General features: G+C 68.1%; 14 protein-coding genes. 6 read left to right on the top strand and 8 right to left on the bottom strand.

Going from position 1 to position 23,514, the window contains the following annotated elements; genetic code table 11:
* Window positions 1-63: 63 nt before the first annotated feature.
* Together O0K41_RS03945 and O0K41_RS03940 are read left to right on the top strand one after the other, a co-directional pair.
* Window positions 64-705: a hydrolase gene (locus tag O0K41_RS03945; RefSeq protein WP_005409869.1), complete on the top strand. Its 642-nt coding sequence runs from the start codon at window positions 64-66 to the stop codon at window positions 703-705.
* A gap of 84 nt (window positions 706-789) precedes the next feature.
* On the top strand, window positions 790-1,188 hold the full coding sequence (locus O0K41_RS03940) for an OsmC family protein (protein ID WP_005413631.1): 399 nt from the start codon (window positions 790-792) through the stop codon (window positions 1,186-1,188).
* A 42-nt stretch (window positions 1,189-1,230) separates the two neighbouring features.
* Here O0K41_RS03940 and O0K41_RS03935 read toward each other — a convergent pair whose 3' ends face one another.
* The 6 genes from O0K41_RS03935 to O0K41_RS03910 form a co-directional block, all read right to left on the bottom strand.
* Window positions 1,231-1,560 (bottom strand): hypothetical protein, encoded by a 330-nt coding sequence (locus tag O0K41_RS03935; RefSeq protein WP_049450902.1) that lies wholly within the window; start codon window positions 1,558-1,560, stop codon window positions 1,231-1,233.
* A 97-nt stretch (window positions 1,561-1,657) separates the two neighbouring features.
* Complete coding sequence (locus tag O0K41_RS03930; protein ID WP_099604691.1) at window positions 1,658-3,403, bottom strand: putative porin; 1,746 nt, start codon at window positions 3,401-3,403, stop codon at window positions 1,658-1,660.
* A gap of 42 nt (window positions 3,404-3,445) precedes the next feature.
* Window positions 3,446-4,111: a cell envelope integrity protein TolA gene (locus O0K41_RS03925; protein WP_049450905.1), complete on the bottom strand. Its 666-nt coding sequence runs from the start codon at window positions 4,109-4,111 to the stop codon at window positions 3,446-3,448.
* 39 nt (window positions 4,112-4,150) lie between these two features.
* Window positions 4,151-4,564, bottom strand: coding sequence for a biopolymer transporter ExbD (locus O0K41_RS03920; protein WP_005409874.1), 414 nt, complete (start codon window positions 4,562-4,564; stop codon window positions 4,151-4,153).
* Window positions 4,565-4,574: 10 nt separating this feature from the next.
* Window positions 4,575-6,359, bottom strand: a complete 1,785-nt coding sequence (locus O0K41_RS03915; protein WP_049450907.1) for a MotA/TolQ/ExbB proton channel family protein — start codon at window positions 6,357-6,359, stop codon at window positions 4,575-4,577.
* Between the two features lie 38 nt (window positions 6,360-6,397).
* Window positions 6,398-8,014: a ShlB/FhaC/HecB family hemolysin secretion/activation protein gene (locus O0K41_RS03910; protein WP_049450908.1), complete on the bottom strand. Its 1,617-nt coding sequence runs from the start codon at window positions 8,012-8,014 to the stop codon at window positions 6,398-6,400.
* 201 nt (window positions 8,015-8,215) lie between these two features.
* Here O0K41_RS03910 and O0K41_RS03905 point away from each other — a divergent pair, with 201 nt between their 5' ends.
* Window positions 8,216-8,551 carry a hypothetical protein gene (locus O0K41_RS03905; RefSeq protein WP_164221970.1) on the top strand — a complete coding sequence of 112 codons (336 nt, stop codon included), beginning with the start codon at window positions 8,216-8,218 and terminating at the stop codon, window positions 8,549-8,551.
* Between the two features lie 130 nt (window positions 8,552-8,681).
* Here the strand turns inward: O0K41_RS03905 and O0K41_RS03900 are convergent, their stop codons facing one another.
* Entirely contained in the window at window positions 8,682-9,143 is a 462-nt protein-coding gene (locus O0K41_RS03900) for a general secretion pathway protein (RefSeq protein WP_169448453.1), read from the bottom strand.
* A 103-nt stretch (window positions 9,144-9,246) separates the two neighbouring features.
* Here O0K41_RS03900 and gspH point away from each other — a divergent pair, with 103 nt between their 5' ends.
* Genes gspH through O0K41_RS03885 form a run of 3 tightly spaced genes read left to right on the top strand, consistent with a single transcriptional unit; the run spans window position 9,247 to window position 10,663 of the window.
* The gene (gene gspH / locus O0K41_RS03895; protein WP_049450909.1) at window positions 9,247-9,693 is read left to right on the top strand and encodes a type II secretion system minor pseudopilin GspH; all 447 of its coding nucleotides are present in this window, start codon (window positions 9,247-9,249) and stop codon (window positions 9,691-9,693) included.
* A gap of 8 nt (window positions 9,694-9,701) precedes the next feature.
* Window positions 9,702-10,052 carry a type II secretion system minor pseudopilin GspI gene (gspI, locus tag O0K41_RS03890; protein WP_169448451.1) on the top strand — a complete coding sequence of 117 codons (351 nt, stop codon included), beginning with the start codon at window positions 9,702-9,704 and terminating at the stop codon, window positions 10,050-10,052.
* Window positions 10,049-10,663, top strand: coding sequence for a prepilin-type N-terminal cleavage/methylation domain-containing protein (locus O0K41_RS03885; RefSeq protein ID WP_049450911.1), 615 nt, complete (start codon window positions 10,049-10,051; stop codon window positions 10,661-10,663). Before gspI ends, O0K41_RS03885 begins: the two co-directional genes overlap by 4 nt.
* A 366-nt stretch (window positions 10,664-11,029) precedes the next feature.
* On the opposite strand, the gene O0K41_RS03880 is transcribed toward O0K41_RS03885, so the two are convergent.
* Window positions 11,030-23,413 (bottom strand): filamentous haemagglutinin family protein, encoded by a 12,384-nt coding sequence (locus tag O0K41_RS03880; RefSeq protein WP_164221972.1) that lies wholly within the window; start codon window positions 23,411-23,413, stop codon window positions 11,030-11,032.
* Window positions 23,414-23,514 lie beyond the last annotated feature (101 nt).

Here is a 23,514-nt window from a genome sequence, read left to right as displayed (position 1 = left end):
GCCCCTGCCCGCCCCCGGGCATTCCCCCGCGGCCTCGCGCCGCTCCTGCAATGGAGACCCACCATGTCCAGTGAACCGATCCGCGACCCGGCCAGCGATCATCTGCTGACCCCGCAGAATTCCGCCTTCATCATCATCGACTACCAGCCGGTGCAGGTGAACTCCATCGCCTCGATGGACCGCCAGCTGCTGGTCAACAACATCGTCGGCACCGCCAAAGCCGCCGTCGCCTATGGTTTGCCGATCGTGCATTCGACGGTGAACGTCAAGACCGGCCTGAACAAGCCGCCAATTCCGCAGCTGCGCAAGGTACTGGGTGACTACCCCACCTACGACCGCACCACCATCAACTCCTGGGAGGACGTCGAGTTCCGCAAGGCGGTGGAAGCCACCGGCCGCCGCAAGCTGATCATGACCGCGCTGTGGACCGAGGCGTGCCTGACTTTCCCGGCCCTGGATGCGTTGAAGGAAGGCTATGAGGTGTATGTGGTGGTCGACGCCGTCGGCGGCACCTCGCTGGCCGCGCACGATGCGGCGTTGCGCCGCATCGAACAGGCCGGTGGCCAGCTGATCAGCGTGCCACAGCTGTTCTGCGAGCTGCAGCGCGACTGGGCCCGTTCGGAAACGGTGCCGGCCTTCATGAACCTCTTCATTGAAACCGGTGGTACGGCAGGCATCCAGTTCTCGTACGATCGTACCGAGTGATTGGATGGCGGCGCCGGTCCTGGCCGGCGCCGCCTTTTGGAGCAGTCGAGCATGGCTCGACGCCACAGACAGATGGAGAACGTGATGGCCTACGCACGCATTGTTTCAACCGCCGACAACTACCTGCACCACATCAGCAACGGCACATTCGCCGTGGATGCGGACGAGCCCGCCTCGTTGGGCGGTCAGGGCAAGGGCTTCGCACCGTTCGACCTGTACCTGGCCTCGCTGGCGGCGTGCACCGCCATCACCCTGCGCATGTACGCGCAGCGCAAGGGCTGGGAACTGGGCGAGTTCCATGCCGAGCTGCGCTCGGAACGTGACGCGGATGGTCGCTTCCATGTGCACCGCGTGCTGCATGCCAGCGCCGAGCTGAGCGATGCGCAGTGGCAGCGGTTGCTGGAGGTGGTGGAAAAGACCCCGGTGACCCTGGTGATGCGCGAGGGTGCGCGCATCACCAGTGAGCGTGGGGCTGCAGCGTAACCCCATCCACACATGGCGTGGATCTACTGTAGAGGCGAAAGCTCAGCGCCGTGAATGCAGCACGGTGCGCTGGCGCATCGCGTTGAATTCCTGCTCCACCTGCTGGATGTCTTCGGCCTGGAAACCGGCCGCATCCAGCAGCTGGTCGGCGGCAGCGGCGGCCAGCGGATCATCGTCACGCTGGCGCCAGCAGCGCGCCGGCAGGAAATAGCCCACCTCGCTGCGCCCGCGCATGATCACCACCGGCCGGCCTGCATACAGCAGGAACTCGGCCAGGTGCTGGCGCAGGCCCTCGACGGAAACATAGGCCGGCCCAACACCCAGCATCTGGCTGTACGGTTCGGGACTCTCGAACAGCTTGCGACGGCTCATCCACTCCTCCTTTTGAACAACGCGTGGTCTCCTTTCCTTAGACGGGCGCATCGCTGCGCCCCCGCCACGCACTACGTGATCCGCATCACGCCGCCACTCAGAAGCCGGTGTTGAACTCCAGCTGGAATACGTCGATCGACAGCGGCGCACCGGACACTTCCTTGGCCGCCATCCACTTGCCGCTGATCCAGCTGCGCGCGTCCAGCGCGTAGGCACCACCCACGTAGTAGCCGCGGGCGTTGGTACCGCCCAGGTGGAAGTTCGGATCGTTGTAGGCGTCCGGCAGCGCATCGGCCTCGATGTGCTTGTAGCCCAGCAGCGCCTGCCACTGACCCTTCTCCTTCAGCTCGGTGGCTCCGAAGGTGGCCTGCACCATCCAGGCGGTGTCGCCGCTGCGGAAGGTGTCGATGCTGGCGGTACCGCCGGCGCCGTAGTTGTTGACGATGCCGTTCTGGGCGCGGCTGAACATGGCCTGCTTGTCGTAGGCCAGGTTGCGGATGTAATCGCCGTCCAGGCGCAGACCGACGCCCTGTGCCAGCTGCGTGTCCCAACGCAGGTTCAAGGTAGCCAGGCGGAAGGCCGAGGCCAGGCCGACATACTGCGGGGTCGGCGTGTTGGCCGGGTCCAGCGGATTGCGCGCGATGTCGCGGATCAGCATCAGGGTGTTGCCCTTCTGCATGAACGCCGGGCGCGACCAGTCGGTGTCACAGCCCACCGCACCCGCGTACAGGGCGCACGGTGAGGACAGGCGGCCGCTGATGTTCTTGAAGTCGTAGTAGCCCAATGCAGCGCGCAACGTATTCTCGTCATTGAAGCGCCAGTTCACACCTACCTGCGCACCGGACAGCCACTTGTTCTCATTCGGGGTCTTGACCCGGCTCTGGCTGGGCGAGCTGTCGGAGGTGTACTCCAGCGGCACCACCGCGAGGTTGCCGAACAGATCGAGATCCCCGCCGTTGAAGTCGTACTTCAGGTTGGCGGCCAGGCCATCGAAGTTGAGGTCGTTGGAGAACAGCGTGTCACTGGTCCAGAACGGATTGCCGAAGCGGCCACCGCGCACCGTCACCCAGTCCGCCAGGCTGTAGGCCAGCCAGGCCTGGTCCAGCCACACGTCCTTCTTGCTCAGGCCGCCACCCAGCTGCTCGGTGGTCGACACCGGGCCATTGCTGCTGCCGCTGGCCAGGCGCACGCCGGCCGTGGTGTGCTGGCCGATGGTCGCCTCGATGCCCAGGCGCGCGCGGATGCGCCACAGGTTGCGGCGGTCCTGGCGGGTGTTCAGCAGCGGTGGCAGCTGCAGGTTGGTGTTGGTATTGGTGTCGAAGCCGTTGCCGGAATTGATCGACGACCAGTTGCTCACGATGTCGCTGTTGCGTTCGGAGAAGAAGCGCGACTCGCTGCGCACGCGCATGTCACCGGTGACCTTGATGCGCTTGGTCCACTCGGCCACTTCGTTCGGTGCCGCCCAGCCCTCGGACCTGGCCTGCGCCATCACGTCCTGGCGCACCTCGTCACGGATGCCGTCGCGCACGCTCTGCGGCACGTACGGCACGCGCACGTCACCGGCCTCCAGGGCCACACCACCGCTGGCAGTGGCGGGTGCGGTGGCTGCGGTGCGCTGTGCAGCCGCTGCTTCGGCCTCGGCCTGGACCAGCAAGGCCTGGCCGTCTTCGGGCTTCAGCGCACCGCTGGCGATCAGGCCCTTGATCAGCTTGACCATGGTCGTTTCGGCGGCCATCGCACCGGCCGGGGCGGCCAGGCTGAGCAGCACGGCACAGCACAGCAGCGCCCGTCGGGCCGGCCGCGGGCGGCGGGAGTCGGTTCGTGCGCGGACGTGGTCGTTCATCACGGTTCTCATCGAAAGAAGGGAAATCACGGAGGTCGGGAATCAGGCCCCGGGCCGGCGGCCCTGGATCAGCACGCGGGCGGGGAAATCGAGCGACGGCGGCGGTGCCTGGTCGACCTTGCCGATGCGTCGCAGCGCATCGAGCACGGCCGCGTCGGCCTCCTCGTTGCCACTGCCGCGCACCAGCTCGACCTTTTCCAGGCGGCCATCGTTGGCCAGCCACACATTCACCTGCAACTGGAACGCCAGGCGCTTGACCTTGTCATCGCGCGAGATCGCCTGCTGCATCAGGTAGCCGAGGTAGCGGCCGTAGGTAGCGTTGCCGGCGCCACCACGGCCAACGCCGGACGAACCGCCGCCACTACCGGACTGGATGCCGAAGTTGTCACCGCCGGCCTGCGCATCGGCGTTCATCGTCACCGGATCGGCATTGTCCGGCGTCGGCGTCGGCTCTTCTGCCGGCGTCGGTTGATCCAGCGGCTCCGGTTCGGGCATCGTCTCTTCTGGCGGCGTTTCCGGTTCCGGCGGCTTTTCCGGCGGCGGCGGTGGCGGCGGCGGTGGCGGCGGCAGCGCCAGCATCGGCGGCTGCACCACCGGCCGACGGGTGCTGGCAGTGTCCTTGAACAGCATCCACCACACGGCGATGCCGAGCACCAGCAACGCGGCCAGCACCAGCGCGACGGTCACCAGCAACTGGCGACCGCGCATGCCGGGCTCCGGCCGAGGGGGTTGATGGGCCGTCATGCCTCAGCCCTGCGCCTTGCCGGTGACCAGGCCGACCTGGGCCAACTCCAGCCGCCGCAGCAGGTCCAGCACCTCGACCACGCGGGCGTACTGCACCTGCGCATCACCGCGCACGATCACCGGGAAATCCGGCGTGGTCGCGCGCTCGGTGCGCAGCCGGTCTTCCAGTTCGGCCATCGTCACCGGGTAGGCGTCCAGGAACACCTGTCCACTGGGGTCGATGGTGATCGCCTTGGTCTTCGGCTTCTCCAGCGCGACGCTGTTGCTCGCCTTCGGCAGGTTGACCTCGATGCCGGGGATGGAGGCGTTGCTGGTCAGGATGAAGATCACCAGCACCACCAGCAGCACGTCGACGAAGGGCGTCACGTTGATGCCCTTCTCGCGCTTCTTGATGCCGAACTTCGCCTTCTGGCCCATGACGCGCCCCTCAGCCCTGGACCGTGGCCGGGCCGCGCCCGTCCTGCTCTTCGGCCAGGCGTGCGGCGAACTCGTCGATGAATACCGCCATGTCCGCGCCGATCGCCTCGGCGCGCGCGCCCAGGTAGTTGTAGCCGAACAGCGCCGGAATCGCGACACCAAGGCCGGCTGCGGTACACAGCAGCGCCGCGGCCATGCCCGGTGCCACCGAATTGATGTCCACCGCGCCGGCCATCGCCGCGACCACGAACACCAGCATGATGCCGATCACGGTACCGAACAGGCCCACGTACGGCGCACCTTCGATGGTGGTCGACAGCCAGTTCATGCGCCGCGCCATCGCTTCCTGCTCGCGCACCATCACCGCATCCATCGAGGCGCGGATCGCCGCAATGGTGGCACCACTGAGATAACCACTATTGCCGTCGCGCTGGTGGCGCTGCTGCATTTCATCGATGGCCACCTGGTAGATGCGCCACAGCGAACCGTCGTGCATCGCGGTGGGTGCCTTGCCCTGGCGGTCCATGTCGGACAGGGTGCGCAGCGGCACACCCGACAGCTTGCCGAAGCTCTCGGTGAACACCGCGTTGGCCTTGCTGGTACGGCCGAAGTGCCGCCCCTTGGCGATCATGATCGCCCACGACAGCAGCATCATCAGGCCGAGGATGGCGACCACCACCCAGGCGTCGAACGGCATCGCCTTGAGGATGAAGGCGAAGTGGCTCTGCCCGGCGGACTGCTCGTCGGCGCCGTAGCTGATCAGGCGCGAGTCGGCGCCCTGCGCGGTGGCATCGGCCAGCAGCAGCGCGGCCGGACGTGCCACGCGCGAGATACGCAGCTCATCCAGCGCGCCTTCGAAGCTGGCCAGCGGCTGCACCGCGCCCGGCGCATCGGCGCCCACCACCGGCGCGGTGGTCAGCGCCGGCAGCTCGCCGCTCAGCTGGGCGACCACGCGGCCATTGAGGTACAACTGCAGTGCGCCCTTCTCTGCGGTCAGCGCCACATGCGCCCACTGCCCTTCCGGAACCGGCTGCGCCGGCGTGCTGCGCTGGCCATTGAGCTGCACGAACGGCACGCGGTTCTCGATGCCCAGCACCAGTTCGGAAGCACCATCACGGCGGGCGTAGATTGCTTGAGCCGCATTATTGCTGCCCGGCTTGATCCAGGCCGAAACGGTGAGCGGCGCGCCCGCTTCCTGCGCCAGCGACGCGCTGGCCGGCAGCGGCAGCGGGCCGGCGCCCAGCTGCACGCCGCGGCCGATCACCGCGCCTTCCGACGGCGGCACCACCGCACCGGCATTGTTGCCATAAGCGGTGGTGTCGCGTGCCGGCGCATTGGCCTCGGCGAAGTGGTAGACCAGCGTATAGTCCGGATCGAACACCTGCTGGCCGTTGCCGCTGGCGGGGGCCTTTTCATTGCCGTAGTACATCCAGATCGTCTGCGGCGCCGCAGCGCTGACCGCCGGCACGTCCACCCAGACCAGCGCCAGGCCCAGCTTGGGATCGAACTGTTCGATCTGGTGGGCCAGCACGGTGCGGCCATCACCCGAGACAAAGCGCAGGTCGTTACCCGCATCCTGGGTGCCGTCGAAGCCGAAGTTGCCGGTATGCAGGCGCAGCAGCAGCGGGGTGCGACCCGGGTCACCGGCCAGGCCCGCGCCCTGCGGGCCGGCGTCGATGGTGATCGGCTTGCGGTACTTCCATTCGGCCTGCCACCAATTGGCATCGGCCGCAGCGGCCGGCAGCGCAACCAGCGCGGCCAGCAGCAACAACACTCGGGAAAGCAAACGGTCCATGCGAAGGGTCTCCGGAGAACGCATGTTCAAGGGAAGGGTCAGTAACTGGTGCTGATGTTGAAATGCAGGCGTGGGTCGTCCTTGCGCGTGACCGGGCCATCGGCGTAGGGCCAGGCGTAGTCCAGGCGCAGTTGCAGGTGTTCACCCAGGCGCAGCTGCGCGCCCAGGCCGACCGAGGCCAGGTTGTACTTGTCACGCTGTTCGGGCAGCGGCTGGCGCAGGCGCAGGTAGGCCGCGTCGGCAAAGCTGTAGACGCGCAGATCCGTGCCGCTCCACGGCGACCATGCCGGGGTGCGCCATTCCAGGCTGGCCAGGCCGCCGTAATCGCCGATCGCCTCGGCCGACAGATAGCCGCGCACGGTGTACATGCCACCGGCGGCGAACTGCTCGGCCGACACCAGCGGCGCATCGGTCACCTGCAACGAGCCGCGTGCATACCACTGCCAGTCGCTGCTGAACGTGTGCGTGTTGGCGACGTCCGCCTTGAACGCGACAAAACTGGGGTCTGCCCAGTAGCGCTTCTGCCCGAACCCGATGGCATCACTGCCATAGCCGAACAGCCGACGGGTACCGGCCACCAGCTGCGTATTGATACTCAACTGATCCTGCTCGCCCTGGCGCACACCGACAAACCCCAGGGTGATCGGCGCGTACTTCAACGGCGTCTTCAGGCTCTCCTTGCCCATCTGCGTGTCTTCCTCGGTGTCCTTGAAGTCCACGCCGAGGCTGAGCTGGCGCCACCACTGGCTGCTGCCGGCCAGTCGATAGTTGAGCTTGAGACCGATCGAATGGCCGTTGCCGATCACATTGGTTCCGGTGCCGGTACCGACCTGTCCGCCCGCGTTCAGCACGCGGCTGTCGGACTTGTAGCCGGAGGCTTCCAGGCTCCACGGCGTGCCTTCGAACGGCATCGTGTACGAGGCCGAGAACACCTTGGCCTGCTTTGTATCTTCCGGCGCCAGGTACACGCCGATGTTGGCGCTGTGCCCCCGCTTCCACAGGTTGTCGTAGGCCAGCGACGCACTCAGGCGCAGCTTCTCGGTGTCGGCGCTGTGGTCGTTGTTGATTGACGCGCTGGCACGCCACGGCGACTTCTCTTCGACCTGCAGGTCCACATCCATCGTGCCCGGCACCTGGCCTTCGCGCACCAGCGGCATCACCTGGCGACGCCCGCCCTCATTCAGTGCGGTCAGTTCCTTCTGCGCCTGGTCGAAGTCCGGCACCTTGCCCTCGGCAAGTGCCGGTACGCGTTCGCGGATGCGTTCGGGCGATTCGTGCTTCGTCCCCACGACCCGCAGCTGGCCAATCGGTGTCTGCTGTACCTTCAGCAGCACCACGCCACCGCTGACCTGCTGCTCGGGCAGCTCCACGTAGACCGACTGGTAGCCCGCCTGCTGGTACAGCGCATGGACGGCATCGCGTGCCTTCTCGACATCGGCCAGGGTCTTTCCCGGTCCGAGGAAGGGCTCGACCGCGCGTTCGATCTGGCGCGGATCGAGCACGGTGTTGCCGCGCACGATGTACTCATTGATGTTCACGCTGGGCGCGGGCGCCGCCTCCTGCGCGAACAGCGGCAGCGGCAGCGCCGCCAGGGCCAGCACCAGCGGATGCAGGCGCAGCGGGAGGCGGACGGCTCGGCACGGAACAGGAGTCATCGAAGGCATCGCGTCGTATCGAAGGAAAGGGCCATGGAGCGGCGCGTGGGTCTACCAACAGGACGTGTACGTCGCGTCAAAACCGCCAACAGTTTTGTGACAGCACTGTCATCTTTTGACGGCACCGCAACGCACGCAGGCGGACCCTGCCTTCTCCACACGTCTTCATTGCAGAACGTCGATTGCTGCGGAAGATTCGAGATGCGTGAATCACTGATGGTGGAACTGCGCGCTGCCCTCATCCTTGCGTTGCTGCTGGTGTTGGCCCCGGTGCGCGCCGACGAGGCGAAGAAGCAGGAAGACGCCGCGCCCTGCATGGAAGTACAGGTCAATGGCGAGCGCATTCCGGCCTGGGACTGCCTGCAGCGCAAGTTGGCGCCGGCATCGAAAGCGGCGAAGTCACCGGCACTGCCGGAGGCCGAACGGCTGATGCGGCAGCCGGGCAACCAGCTGATGCAGTACAACCTCGAAGGCACGCGACAGCGCATGGGCGATGCCTTTGGTCGTTCGGTGGTACCGCAGCGTCCGGCGCGATGAGCCTGCGCGGCCGTAGGGCCGAGCCCACGCTTGGCAGGATTTGAAGGGTCGAGCTATCGCTCGGCAGGATTCTGTAGAGTCGAGCCATGCTCGACTGTTCTTCCAGACGCAGCCGAGCGTAGGCTCGGCACTACGGTGCCGCGGGCACGATGCCATCGCTCGGCACGGGCGGCAGCCCAGGCACCGGCAGGCTGCGCAACTGCCCCGCCTGGTTCAGCTCCACCGCGTTGGCGCTGATGCTGGCGAGAACCGTGCAGGGCCCCAACCGCTGGCCCGGCACGTAGGCTTCGGCAGGACGGCCATCCACCGAAAGCAGCGCCAGCGGCGCGTGGTCGCCGGCCATCACGCCCAGCACGACCACCTCGGTCTGCACCGCACCGGGGGACAGCAACCGCACCAGCGGCAGGCTGGCCACTGCATCGAACAGGGGGCGTGCAGGGGCCTCTGCGTGCGTTTCGCTGGCCGCCGCCGTCGGCGCCACCGCAGACAGGGTCACGCCCCAATAGGCCACCACCGCCAGCAGCAGCGTCGCTGCCAGCAGGGTCAGTATGCGATTGCGATCCCAGCACCTGCCATCCATGTTCCGCACCATCGCCACGTTCGTGTCTGCCCACGCTAGCAGCTGCCGCTGACGCTTTTGTTTCATCATGCAGGCCTACGATGGCAGGCATCGACCTGGACAGGAGGCAACGTCGATGCAGCACGTGCCGCGTGGTTTCACCCTGCTGGAACTGATGGTGGTGCTGGTGATCATCGGCATCTGCACGGCGGGCATCGGCCTGGGCCTGGGCAGCCTGCTCGACCCGGGCCGGCAGCTGCGACAGGAAGCTGAACGGCTGGCGCAGCGCCTGCAGGTGGCGCGCGACGAGGCGCGCATCGATGGCCGCCCCCTGCGCTGGCAGGCCGACGCCGCCGGCTACCGCTTCAGCCGCCGTGAAGGCACCCGCTGGGTTGACGTGCAGCGCGATGACCTTCTGCGTGCGCAGCAATGGCAACCGGCGGGCATCGCGGTGCAACCGACCACGCCGATTGAACTGAGCCCGGAGTGGATCGGCGTGGCGTGGGAGCTGAGGCTGTCGTTGCAGGGCCGCCAGCTGCGTCTTCGTGATGATGGCAGCGGACAGTTGCAGGTCGTGCAGTGAAGCAGAACATGCGCGGGTTCACCCTGATCGAGGTACTGATTGCACTGGCGATCGTTTCGATTGCGCTGGCAGCGGTGATGCGTTCAGTGGCGGTGGCGACCGATGATCAGTCACGCCTGCGCGACCGCCGGCTGGCACTGATGTGTGCGCAGGACCGCTGGCAGGAGCTGCGCCTGGCCGGGCAGCCTCCGCAGGATGCACGGCAGCGCTGCGTGCAGGGGCGCAGCAGTTTCCTGGTGCTGCAGCATGTCGGCACCGGGAGTGACGGACAGCCACAGCTGGAACTCAGCGTGGTTGCCGAAGATGCACCCCGGCAGTCGCTGGCGCGGATGCAGCTGCCGTGGACGGCGGCGCAATGAAGCGTACCGCAGCAGGTTTCACACTGATCGAGGTGATGATCGCGATCACCATCATGGGCGTGCTGGCACTGATCTGCTGGCGTGCGCTGGACAGCGTGGCCAGCAGCGACCAACGCCTGCGCCGGGCCGAGGCCGAGACCACGACGGCGCTGCGCGTGCTGCAGCAGTTCCAGCGCGACATCGAGATGCGTGCCGACGACGCGCTGATGAACGGCGCAGTGCGCCCGGCGGATCAACCTCAGCGCCTGCTACCCCCTTCACTGGTGAGCGAACGGCATCCGGATGGAAGCTTCGCGCTGGAGATCACCCGCAGCTTGGGCAGCGACGGGTTGCGCTGGCAACGTGTTCGCTGGTGGCGACAGGGAAGCACGCTGTGGCGGGCCAGTGGCGCTGCGACGGATCGCTACCCTTTGCCCGCACCGGATCAGTCAAAGGGGATCGCGGTGGCGCAGGATGTGCAGCGATTCGAGGTACGCGCCTGGCAGCCGGGCGCCGGGTGGGCGCTGCTACCGAGCAAAGGCGAGGTGCTGCCGGCCACCGGGCTGGAACTGCGGTTGGGCCTGCGCGATGGGCGTGGGCCGTTGAGTTACCGGCGCGTGCTGGAGCTTTAGGATTCCTTCCAGGCAAAGCATCCACGCATGGCGTGGATCTACTGCCGAGCGGCTTCTACTGCCCGGCCTGCTTTGGTGGGTGCCGACCGTTGGTCGGCACTGAGGCTGGCCCAGCCATCCGCGCATGGCGCGGATCTACTGCCGAGCCTGCCGCCGGGTGCTCTCCTGCACCCGGCGGCGCCGTGTCGGTGGTCCTCACCGCTGATGGCCGCTCCCTGCCTTCGGTGCCGTCCTGGCTGGGGCCGCTGCCGTTCCGTGGCGGCTGGCCCGATGCTGTTCGTTCTTTCGGCCCGGTCGCATCCACGCATGGCGTGGATCTACTGCCGACCTTGGTGGGCAGCAACGTGTGCCGACCAAGGACGGCACCTACCGGCGCTGCGTGCCCTCGTCGCGACTTGCCTGCGGGAACTGGAAGGCACTGTTGGCGTCATAGCCGCTGTTGGCAGTGTTGCCACGCGCCGGCGGATTGATGGTGCTGGTGCCACTGCCGAAGCCGAGGATCTGCACGCTGATCACCGACGGCTGGTTGCGCCGTGCCTCGTCCTGGCTCTTGCGCATCACATCCTGTGCCGCCTGGCTGGCGCTGTTGGCTGCCGCACTGGCCGAGGCCAGCGCATTGACGTTCACCGATGCCAGCACCGGCAGGCCCTTGCTCTCGCCCTGTACCTGGATGTTGGCGGCATTGAGCACCTGCAGCGCCGCCAGGTTGATGTTGCCTGAGACGCGGATACCGGCCTCGCCCGCGTCGATGGTGCCAAGCGGTGCGATCAGGTCGACGTCGCCCGGTCGTACTTCGGCGATGGGGTTCAAGGTCGCGATGCCGGCGCCACTGGCGGGAGCCTGCGGCGACAGGATCACATTGCCCCAGCCGTCATAGACGCGACGCGGTGGCGTGTACAGCAGCGTCGTCTGCGAACCGCGACCGGCATTGATGTCACCCTGCTCCGACCACGCCAGGATGTCGCCGCCGAACGTGGTCATCACCCGCGACAGGCCCAGCAGCACGCTGTCCTGGCTGAACAGGCGGATATCGCCCTGCCCCTGGGTGACAAGGCCGGCGCTGGCAGGTGGCACCACGCCCTGCACACCGATCACGATCTGCCCACCCGGTGCCATCAGCTCGATGTTGCCGCCCGCCTCGGTACGCACGCCGGAGCCACCGTACATCACGATGTCGCCGGTACGGTCGATCGTCGCACCGGCCGCATTCCTGTCTGGCATCAGCGTGGCGATGGCTTCGCGCCCGCGCAGGTAGGAGCCGAAGCGGGGCCCTTCTGCATCGGTATATTCCCGTCCACCTTCGCGCAGCTCGGCGTAATAGACCTGGCGCAGGAAGATGCGCTGCTGTTCCTGCGGCAGCGCATCGAACGCGGCCAGCGCCCCGTCGCCGTCGGCAGCCACGCCGAAGCGCTGCTGCAGCCACTGCTTCAGCTCCTGGTTGTAGACCTTGACTGCCTTGCCCGGCTGCGATGCAAGCGATTGCGCGGGATCGGCAAGGTTGACTGGGTCCAGATAGCGGGCACGCAGGGCCGCGAAGTCGATCTGCTGGTTGCCGGCCGTCAGCGCGATGCTGGCGCCGGGACGAGTGTCGCCCTGCACGATGCCACCGAGGCTGACGATGCTGCCCGCATCCTCCTGGCGCAGCTGGCGGCCGGCACTGATCTCGGTGTTGCCGGGGCCAGCGATGGTCGCGTTCAGATGCACGATGTCGCGGCCTGCCGCCGCCACCGTGATGTCGGTGGGCGCGGTGTTCAACGCGGTCATCGACACCCCGAGGATGTCCCGGCCTGCCCGCAGTTGCACGGCGCCGGCGGCCTCGAACCAGTTCAACTGCGTGCGCTGCCCCGCGTTGGGATTCAGCGTGCGCCGGGCGCCGGTGGCCAGGCCGATAATGTCGCCCTGCACCGCGTAGAAACGGCTCGGCGCCAGGGCCGCAGACACGGAGGACAGCGGAGTATTCGGACCGAACGCAAACAGCGGAAGCGACGCGTCCGGCGATGCAATGTTGCCGTCGACCGACAGGTTGTGCCGCGTGCGGGTCACATTGCCTGCGGAATCCCCCTGCTCGGCCATGAATGCCGGGTCGAAGGGTCCCGGCAGGCGCGCGTCACTGGCCGAGCGCGCGATCTGGGTCGCGCCAGGCTGGGCGAAGATGCCGCCACCGGCCAGAACGTCCAGCCGTCCTGTCGCCGAGGGTGCCAGCAGGATCACATCCTGCGTCCCCGGCGTGGTGCTGATCCGGTCCAGCTTGATGTCACCCTGCGCAGCAATCGCGCTGAAGCGCGAAGGATAGAGCCAGTAATTCAGCAGATCATCACCGCCACGCACAACAAGCTGGACCTGCTCGCGCCACAGATTGCTGCCCGTCACGTTTTCCGGCCCGGCGAGGCCTGGCGCGAGGTCACCACCGGCACTGAACAGATCCACGGCCGTGTTGGCGGTCCACAGCGAGAACCACGTACTGCCTGCAGCGCGCGCGCCATCATCCAGCAGCACCGCGCTGTAGTTGGCCAGCGGAACCCGGCCGGCATCGGCGACGCCGCCGAGCACCACATCGCCCCGCGCCTGCAGCTGCGCGACCGCATCGCCCAGCACCAGCACCGGCCCGCCCATCGGGCGAGCGGCGTCGGCGGCGAACAGATCGGCCGCACGCAGCTGGCCCAGCGTCGCGTAGCTTTCCAGGGTGACGCCCATTGCACCGATGCGTCCCGCATCCAGCTGCAGGCTGCCACGCAGATTGCTGAAGGTACCGTTGAGGTCGAGATTCTGTCCCGCCCTGGAGGCATTGAGGCTGGAGAACGTCGCCCGCAGATTCGGATTCAGTGCGCCACCGATACGCAGTTGCAGGTCGCCGCCGCCGGTCAGGTGCAGCTGGCCATCGCTGACCCGGCCGGTCGATCCCACCGCCGCGATGATCGCACCCGAGCGCGGTGCGATCGTCGAGTCCAGCGCGTCACCTATCGCATCGCGCACGCCGGCGTCACGCCCGGCCTCCAGCGTCAAGTTGCCGCCGCCCAATGTACCGAAGCCGGTGAAGCCGACCATCCGCGGAGAGGCGCCAGCAGCAGCGGACACGTTGGTGTAGGCGCCAAAGTTCACCCACCAGCTGGTCGGCACCGGCTCCACACCGGTGGTGCTGCCGGTTCCCTGCCGCCACAGCCAATTGCCGACCGCGGCACTGGAGTACAGTGCCCAGTCGCGCTCGCTGGTGCCCGACTCTGCGCGCCCGGTCCAGACGTCACCGACGATATCGCGCCCGGCTTCGACGCGCAGGTTGCCGCCATGATCGGGATACCAGGCCTGGTAGCCGGCCAACGCGGCATCATAGCTGCCCGGCACCAGGTTCGGACCCAGCAGTGCGGTGTTCCTGGGGGCTGCTGCACGGGGCGAATTGAAGGCAGCGTCGCGGCCCTCGCCCAGCGTGGTGGGAGCGCCCGCCGTGTACACACCGAAGCCGGACTTCATCACGACATCACCGGCAGCGAGCAGTTCGAGGTCCCCCTTGCCGGTGCGCAGCACGCTCCACGCCGGCGTGCCTGCGCGCTTGCCGTAAGTGGTCACTTCGGTCTGCGTGCCGCCGCCGGCGCAGTAGGTGGGCGCCGTGCTGCAGAACTCGTCTTCGGTCATGCCAAACATCGCGGCGAAGTCCTTCGCAGGGGTGCCTACGTAGGACTCGTCGCCCCAGTAATCCAGCGAGCCCTGCGCGGCCACCTGGCGGGGGGCCGGGCCGCAGTAGTCGGCCGACATCGCGCAGAACTCGTCTTCGGTGAAGCCGAACATGTCGGCCAACTCCGCGATCGGACGGCCTGCATAGGAGGTGTCGCCGATCCAGTCCAGCGATGCCCGCTCAGTCAACGCACGATCACCCACCCAGATGATTTCGGTCTTGACCGTACCGATCGAGCCCTGGTGGGTGTCGGCCAGCACCACGCTGCCTTCACTGCCCCAGCGCCGGCTGCGTGGGTCGGCTGCCCCGGCATCGGCACCGGCAACCACGGTCAGGTCCCAGGAGGTGGTGCCCTCGGCCAGCATCGGCGCCAGCGCCCAGTTGCGCCCCTGGTTGCCGCCGGCATCGGCCGGCCGCAGATTCACCGGCCCGTTGCCGGGCAACTCCACCTTGGTCAACGATGGGATGTACGCGCCCACCTTGAGCTCGACTTCCCGTGCCAGGCGCAACGCAACCGGCAGCGTCGCGCCGGCGGGCCATTCCTGTGCCGCCATCTGTACCGCACTGCGCAGGCGGAAGCCGGCCCCCAGGCGCGCACCGGCCGCCAACACCAGCGGCTCCTGCAGCACGGTGCCCGCCGCCAGCGTCTGCCCGGAGTCGGTGGTCACCGCCGCACCCAGCACCGTGCCCGCTGGCAGGCGCAGGTTCTGCGAGATCACCATCGGCGCGGGCAGCACGGTACCGACCGGAAGCGTTACCGATTCGACCGGCACGTCATAGTTCAGGCGGGTGCCGGCCTGGAACTCGGTGCCGGGCTGCAGCTTCACTCCGTCCACCGGCACCAGCAGGCCGCCGCCAAAGGGGGTTTGCCCCGCGCTGCCATTGCGACCCTCATACAGCTGCCAGCCACCCTCATCCGGCGTGGACGGCGGCGGTGCGAACCCATCGTTGATGCTGCCGTAGACGTTGATGTTGCCTTCGGCCCGCAGCACCAGCGAGGCCGATTCGCCGAAGCCACGCCGCGATGGATCGGCGCGGTTGGCTTCGGGCCCGTAGCGGTAGCCGGACAGATCGATGTCGCCGGCAATAGTCAGGTCGCCGTCCGGGTTGGCGTCGCTGCGCCGCGCCAGCACCTGCACGCCGGGACGAAGGCGGACATCGCCCAGCGCCCGCGTGCGCTGCTGCAGATCCGCGTTGTCCAGCGCAGCATCGATCCAGGCCACGCTGTGCGGATCGACCACCTGGTCCAGCCACTGCTGGGTGACCAGCTGCGCGCGGTTGCCGCGCACGTCAGCGGTGGCTGCCAGGGGCGCATCGTCGTAGCGGCGAACACCATTGAGCTGGATGTCGGCCGCGCCATCGATGCGCAGGCCGGTGGCCGCGGCAATCGCCGCGTCGTTGCTGCCCAGCCGCGGCACATCGATCTTCAGCGTGCCGCGCGGGGTGCCATCGTTCTGGCCAGGACGTCCACCGACGGTAACATCGCTGCCCGCACGCAGGTCCAGCTGCGCCGCGCTGCCCAGGCCGACGGCACCTTCGGCGCTGCCCAGCGTGATGGTGGCCCGGTTTGGACTGTCGATGATCTTGCCATGGCTGTCCACGCGCAGGCCGGTACCGTGCGCGTCCAGCGTGCCGTCCACCTGCAACTGATCGCGGGCGTACAGGCGGATGCTGCCGACCTGCTCGCCGCTGGCATCGATGCGGCCGGCCACGGTCAGGCTGCCCGCATCGACGCTGATATCGACCCGGCGCGCCTTCACTTCGTCGCCGATCCGCAGATCGCCCTCACCGATCTGGAAGCTGCGACCGCCGACGACGCCGCCGGCGGTCAATCGCTGGTTGAGGCCGGCGAAGTCCTGCAGCTGGCGTGCCCGCACCACCAGTTCGCCTCCGTCGTAGGGCACCAGCGTGCCACCGGCATCGTAGCGACCAGTGGCGGCACCCTGCAGAACACCGGCCAGATCGGCTCGGCCGGCCATTGCGGTGACCGTCAGGCGTCCGCCTCGGTTGTTGCGGGCGGAAACATCGATGCGGGAGGCCGCATCGGCGCGGATGTCACCCGTGTCGCTGGACAGCAGGACATCGCCGCCCCAGCTGAACTTGTCCACGTCGTACAGCGAGACCTTGCGTCCGGCCAGATCCAACGCGGCCCGGCTGCCAAGCGTGATGCCCTGGCGTGCGTTCGCCGACAGCCGTCCGGACGCCAGCGCGATCGTGCTGTCCAGCGTGATCCGGTTGGCGTCGATGCTCAGCTCACTGCCCAGTGCATCGCCACCCGCCTTGCCGGTGCCCCCCTGCAGGCGGAAGTCGCCGCCGGTGCGCACGCGCAGCCGCGCGGCGGGATCGGCCGTCAACAGCGGTGTATCGATACCCAGGCTGCCTCCGCTGTACTGCCAGCCCTTGTCGGCCAGATAGTCGCCGCGCTGCTGGAACACGTCCAGCGTGCCCTGCGCGGAGAACGACAGCTGCTCCGAAGCACTCAGGTTCAGCGCACTGAATCCGAGCACCTGCCGGTTCGCAGGTACTTCAGAACTGGGACGGCTGAATGGCGCCCGCCCCAGCTGCAGCTGGCGGGTAAAGATGTCCAGCTGCCCGGCGCCGAGCCGGTCCACCATCGGATCGGCCGGCGGCACCGACGCGTCACTGCCCGGCGCTTGACTCGCCGCCAATGAGCCGTCCCAGACCAGCGTGTCCACCAGGATGCGCGCCCGGTCAGTCGCAGCACCGTAGCCGCGGATGGCCTGCGCACCAAGCACGAGCGTCTGCAGGCCACTGCGGCCGGTGGCACTGTCGCGCGCGTCCAGGTCGACGCTGCCGAACACGTTGACAGAGTCCCGCGCGACCAGGCTCAGCGTGTCCAGCGCCGGCGCGCCGGTGGCATCATTGCCGCGCAGCAGTTGCTGCAGCACGGACTGGTTCATGGTCATGCCACTGGGCAGCGCCCCTGCCGCAGCGGCCAGGGCGATCGCTTCGGCACTGCCGAGGTTCAGCGCCGCCATGCTCAGGCCGAGCTGACGGGTGCCATAGCTGGCCGAGTCGCGCATCTGCAGCGCGCCATCGGTCGCTACCGCGATGCTGCCATCGGAAACCAGCCGGGTCTGGCCGTCGCACGCCGTCTGGCACCCCCCGATGTCGATCGCCACTGGACCGGCCTCCACCCCGGTGGTGCCGGTGATCAGGTTCAGGCGCTGGTTGGACACCGCCAGCAGGCCGCCGGAGACCTGGTAAGGCAGGGTCGCGCTGGCATTCGCGTTGGCGGATGCGAACGACAGTGTATCGAGGGTCGCACCGGCCTCGACCAGCACGCCGCTGCCACCGGAGGCCGCTGCCACCAGCACTTCCGGTGCGTTCAAGGTGACGCCGGAACGGATCGCCACGCTGCGCGCCTGGCCGGTCACCGCCACCTGCGAGGCCTCCTGGTTGAACTGCCCGCCGATCATCATCCGCGCCGGCAGGAAGGCATTGAGCGCGTCGTCGCTGAAGGTGGCACCGCGATCACGCGCCTGCGATTGCGCACCGCCGTCGACGATCTCCAGTGAACCGACCGCCGGGCTGGCCAACGTGGCTGTCAGCGTGCCGCCTCGCCCGTTGTCGGTGGCGGCGCCGAACCGCGCGGTGCCGGCGAAGCGGATGGCAGGCGTGTCTGCACGACCTGCGCCTTCGCCCAACGCAAGGGTCAACCCGAGCGCATCGATGGTCTGCCAGCCACGCGACTCGCCGCGGCGGTCGGCCACCGATTGCGCGAAGCTGTTGTAGGAGGTTTCGTTGTAGCCCGAGTGCCGGCGTACTACTGCGGCGGGGGTCAGCAGGATGTCGGTGAGCAACGGCGAGATTGCCGCGCCCAGCGCCGTGCGCTGCTGCCCGGACACACGCCAGGTGCCGGTACCGGTCGCGATGGGTTGCGCGATGCCCGAGGTGCCGGTGGCGCCCAGCTCAACCCGGAATGCACCGGGCTGCAGCGCATAGCTGGCCGGCATCAGCGTGTAGGTGCCTGCCGCCAGGCCGGGCACGCCCGCCGGCACGGTGATCTGCTGGCCCACGGCCGGTGCGGCGAATCCTTCCTCGCCGCTGGGGGCAAATGTCCCGGCGCGTCCCGGCACGATCGCATACACCGGGTTGCCCGAGGCACTGAATTCATAGCGCGGATTGGCGTCGGCCAACGCCGTTCGCAGCACGTCGACAGAGCCACCGCGTCCTGACACAAAGGCGGCACCGGTCAACTCACCACCGCCGGACATGTCCAGCAGGGCCCCCGGCGCCACCTCGATCTCATTCGCCTTCAGGGTCACCCCCATCGAGGAGATGCCGGCCGGCGTCAGCGAACCCAGGCTGCGCGTACCGACCCGCCAGTCGACACCATCGACGGTGCCACCATAGGGCAGCGACAAGCCGGCGCCACTGGTCGAGGTTACGCTGCCTGGCAGCAGTTCCACCCGGCTGCCGACGGTTCCGTTCTGGATAAGGCCACCCAGCTGCAGCGTGCCCATCGGCGCCTGTACGTTGCCGCCCTGCTGCACCGTGGCAGCCACCAGGCGAAGCGTACCCAGCGCCGATTCCGGCGCCGGCTTCGTGACCGCACCGGTGCCGTGGATGCGCAGCACGGCATCCGGATCGGCCCAGTAATCAGCGGTCTGCACGGTCTGCGCCGACGCGCCGGCCACCAGCGTGCCGACCGCGCCTGTGGTGGGGTACAGGCGCGCAGCGGTCACGTCCATCGAACCAGCCGTCATCAACGCGCTGGTGTTGCCACTGCTGGCAATGCCGTTGGTCAGGCGCACGTCACTGCGGCTTTCCAGCGCCACATGCTTGAAACCCGGCAGCCAGGTGACGTCGCGGATGTCGATCAGCTCGGCCTGCACCGCCAGCGCGTGATCTTCCGGCCCGGACGAAGCGACCGCGGCGGTGCCCTGCAGGTTCTCGCCCGGCATCTGGCGCCAGCGTGCCTGCGCCAGGCGAACATAGGGCGCACTCAGTCGCAGCCCAGACGATAGCCCGGCATCCACGGCCATGCCCAGGCTCGAAGTGCCCTGGCCATGGATGCGCAGGCTCTGGGCCAGGCGCAGGTCGACGTCGCCGACCGCGCGGATGTCACCGAACACGGACAGGTTGTCGAAACCGCCGGCTTGCAGCTGCTCGACCGACAACGCGGCGTGGCCATATTCCAATGCGGCAGGCAGTGGCTGCGCCGGTGCGCTGTGCTGGCTGAGGCTGATCGCACGCGCTCGCAGTACCTCGTCGCTGGCGCCACGTGCGTGGATGCTCCCGCCAAAGGCCAGGCCAAGCGTGCCCCCGCGTGCGCCGGCACCACCGGCGGCCGCGTCCATCCCGCCCTCCAGGTACAGCGCGTTGGCCGAACGCAGCACGATCTGCCCGCCGTCGCTGTCCACGCGCACGCGGCCCTGGCCATCGATGTCCAGTTCGGCCGACGCGCCGCGCGCCTGCAGGCGCGCACCGCGTTCGACCACCACGAAGGCTTCCGGTGGTCGGTTGTCGACGAATGCGGTGGTCTCCCAGTCCAGCGCCCCGCCAATCTCGATGCGCCCACCTGCGCGCACCTGCCCGCGCAGGCGGCCGCTGGGATCGGGCAGCGAAATCGCGTCTGCATCGGCATCCAGCAGCGCGCCCTCGGCGAAACGCCAGGTGCGTTCGGTGCGCTGCCCGGCGTACAGCGCGTTTTCCGGGCGCACATCGTCGATCAGGATGCGGCCGCCCTTCGCGCGCAGCGTGCCTTCAACATCGATGTTGCCTGCACCGAGCAGCGAGATCGTCTGCCCTGGATCGACCGCCACCAGTGCATCCTTGCCAACCCGCAGGTCACCGCCCACGCTGTTGCGCTCCGAACGCAGGCTGATGCTCGCACCCGCGCGCTGGCTGACGCGCCCGCTCGACGGATCGGCGCTGTACAGCGGCGCGTCCCACGCTGCCAGTGCGGACGCCCGGTCGGTCGCCATCCGCGCGTCCTGGGTCAGGCGCAGGCCTGGCAGGGCAGCGACCAGCCGCGCGCCATCGGCCACCTCCACACCGTGGTGGCCATTGATGTCGTACTGCGCGAAGCCACTGCCGAACAGGCCGGCGTCCAGTCGCAGCGATGTGCCCGCCAGGTCCGCATCGCCCACCCACACCTGGCCACCGGTCCCCAGCGAGAAGGAACCACCGCCCTGTCCTCGACCACTGAACCGGCTTCCCTCGCCCAGTTGCACCCGGCCACTGCCGTCGGTCGTCACCGTACTGCTGTTCGCCTGCAGGCTGACGCTGCCGCCTTTGCCGATATGGGCCTTGCCGCGCAGGTCCAGCGCAGCACCGGCCTCGACGTCAACCGTTGCGTCGGCGCCCACGGCCACGTCATGACTATTGCCCAGGCTCAGGCGGCCGCCATCCGTCCAGGCACCGCTCGCGTCGCGCGGCATCGCCAGTGACGCATTGCTCCATTCACCGGAGAGATCGATCCGCGTGCCGTCGGCGATGGCGGTGCGCGCGCGGCCATCATGCAGCAGCGCCGTCGGCCGGCCCTGCACATCCAGCAGGTTGCCCGCCGACAGCTGGCCGCCGGCGATGCCGATGTCGCCTGCCAGTTCCACCTCGCTGCCGGTCAGGTTGAGCTGTCCGCCTGCCTGAAGCCGAAGGCTGCCGTCGATGCGGATGCGATCAGCGGTCGCCAGGTCGATCCGTCCCCACTGCTGGGCACTCAGCTCTGCGATATCCAGCCACACGGTGCCACGCCGCTCTTCGTTGACCGGGGCCAGCAGCGACCACGCGGCCTTCGTCCGAGCCTTGTCATCCAGGCGCACATCCGAGCCGAACACACCGCTGCGGCCCTGGCCGTCGTAGCGCCCCAGGTACAGCTGCGCATTGCGCGCGACCGCCGTCTGCGCCTGCGCATAACCCTCCAGCGCGGTATCCGGCCTGCGGTTCTGCTGCGCGCCCTGGAAGGTAGCCGTCTCAACCTTTCCATCCAGCACCGCGGTCGGTGCGGAGATGATCAGGCGTCCTGCATCGCGGCCGACCGTGTATCCGTTATCGACACGCTGCGCCGCGAATACAATCGGATCACGGAAGGTCTCGGTGATGCCCCAGCGCTCCTGCTTTACTTCATGGCCGCTGTACAGGCCATCGAAGAGCATCTCCGCCGGCGCGTCATCAAGGCGGTAGACCTGGCCATCGACGCCGCGCACCCAGCTCTGCCGGATCACGCCGCTCTGCACATCCAGGCTGCCACCGGCAAGGTTGATGCGTGAGCCGCCATGCGTGATCACTTCCCTGCCGCCCAGCAGGACGGTGCCTCCCTGCGCGGCCCATTCGCCGATCGAGTGCCCCTGATTGTCAAGGTAGCCGCCCACTTCCAGCAGACCACCCGCCGCGTACCAGCGCTCACCCGCGTAGCCCCCGGTACCGGCCGGAACGTGGACCAGCCTGCGGCGGTCGACCCAGACCTCGCTGCTGGTCAGCTTGCCGCTGTCGCGGTTGTCCAGGGCATCGCGCAGTTCGTTGCCCTGCACCTTGACCTGGACATTGTTGCTTTCCATCGACACCTGTACGCCCACTGCGCCGGAAACATCCACGCGTGCCGCGTCGTCTACGTAGCTGCGGGCTGCCGCGTCGGCGATGATCTGGCCGCCCGTGGCAACCGTCAGCGAATCCGCACTGAAATGGATGTTGCCACCCGAGACGATCTCCACCCGCGACTGGTCCCGGCGATCATTGTGCTGGGACAGATTGTCGAAGGTTGCCGAGCGCGCGCCGGCGCGGATCGCGTCCTGCTCTGCCGACTCCTTGATGAGGCTGTTGCGCTGCGTATCCAGCACCGTGGCCTTGCCATCGTCCTCGACCAGCACCGCCGTGGTGGCTCCATCGGCAAGCGTGACGCTGCTGCCGGCATCACTGGTCGAAGCCAGAAGATGCACGGTGCCGCGCTGCGCCAGCGTGGTGCTGGCCACGGCCACACCGGCCTGCTCGACGTTGCGCCCGGCCAGGGTCACGTCACCCTCGCGGGCGCGCAGCAGACCGGCGTTGCGCACGCTGCCCGCCGTGCTGCCAGCGACGAAGCGCGGCGCGATTTCATTGCCGCGGGTGGTGGAGCTGGTATTGGTCGCCGTACCCACGCCGCGCCGGATCACGAAACTGTCACCGGCAGCGAGCTGCACCTGGCCCTTGCGCGCCTCGATATGGCCAGCATTCTCCACGCTGTGCCCGGCCAGCAGCACGTAGCCACCGCCGCGCGTCGCGCTGGTCGGCTCATGGGTCGCGATGCGGGCACCCTGCTCCACCATCACCTTGCCAAATGCATCGCTGAGCGCGCTGCTGCTGGCGTCGGGGCTGTACAGGCCGTTGTCACGGAACTGCGCATCGCTGATCCGTGCTGCAGCCGCCAGCAGATTGCGTACATTGACCTGGCTGTTGTTGCCGAACACCACCCCGTTGCGGTTGGCCACGAACACCGTGCCATTGGCCTTCAGCTGGCCCAGGATCTGGCTGGGCCGCGCCTGCGGATCATTGACGCGGTTCAGGACTGCCCAGTCAGGGTTCTGCAGGAAGTTCAGCGTGGTGTTGCCGCCGATATTGAAGGTCTCCCAGTTCAGGATCGCCTTGTCCGCGGTCTGCTCGACCGTAACCTGCACCCGCCCGTCGCTGCCCTGCGACTGGATTGCGTCGCGCGCATTGAGCCAGCCGCGGGTCAGCGGGTTCTGGTCGACGCTCAGGCCATCCTTGCCCAGGCCATCGGCAACGATGAAGCCAGCCTCGCGGCGCGCCTGCCGCGCCTGTTCCTGCAGGCGCTGCTGCAGGGCAATCGCCTGCGCAGCCGTACCGAGGTTGTCGATCGACTGCTGCAGCTTCTGCCGTGCTGCATCCTGCTGCTGGGCCGGCAACTGGAACTGGATCGGCACACCGTTGGGCATCCGGCCACTCTGTGCCGCGCTGCCCTGGGCCGCGCCCCGCTCGGCGAACCAGCCCGGGCTGAACGCCTGCTGCGCCTGGCTGGCCGGGGCCACCATGCTGCCCAGGGCGACCGCGATGGCCCACGCCATCGGATGATTGCGGCGCATCGGCGCGGCCGGATGAACAGCGGACGGGAGCGGGTGCGACATCGGAACCTCATCAACCTGGTGGGCCGCGGCTGCGGCGACGATCGGGGAGGCACGCGCAACGCATGCCCTGCCACTGATAGACGGCTCACGTGACACGAAGC

It is taken from the genome of Stenotrophomonas sp. Sm2128, assembly GCF_030985535.1.
Taxonomy (GTDB): Bacteria; Pseudomonadota; Gammaproteobacteria; order Xanthomonadales; family Xanthomonadaceae; genus Stenotrophomonas; species Stenotrophomonas maltophilia.
This window is presented reverse-complemented; position numbering and strand designations above follow the sequence as displayed.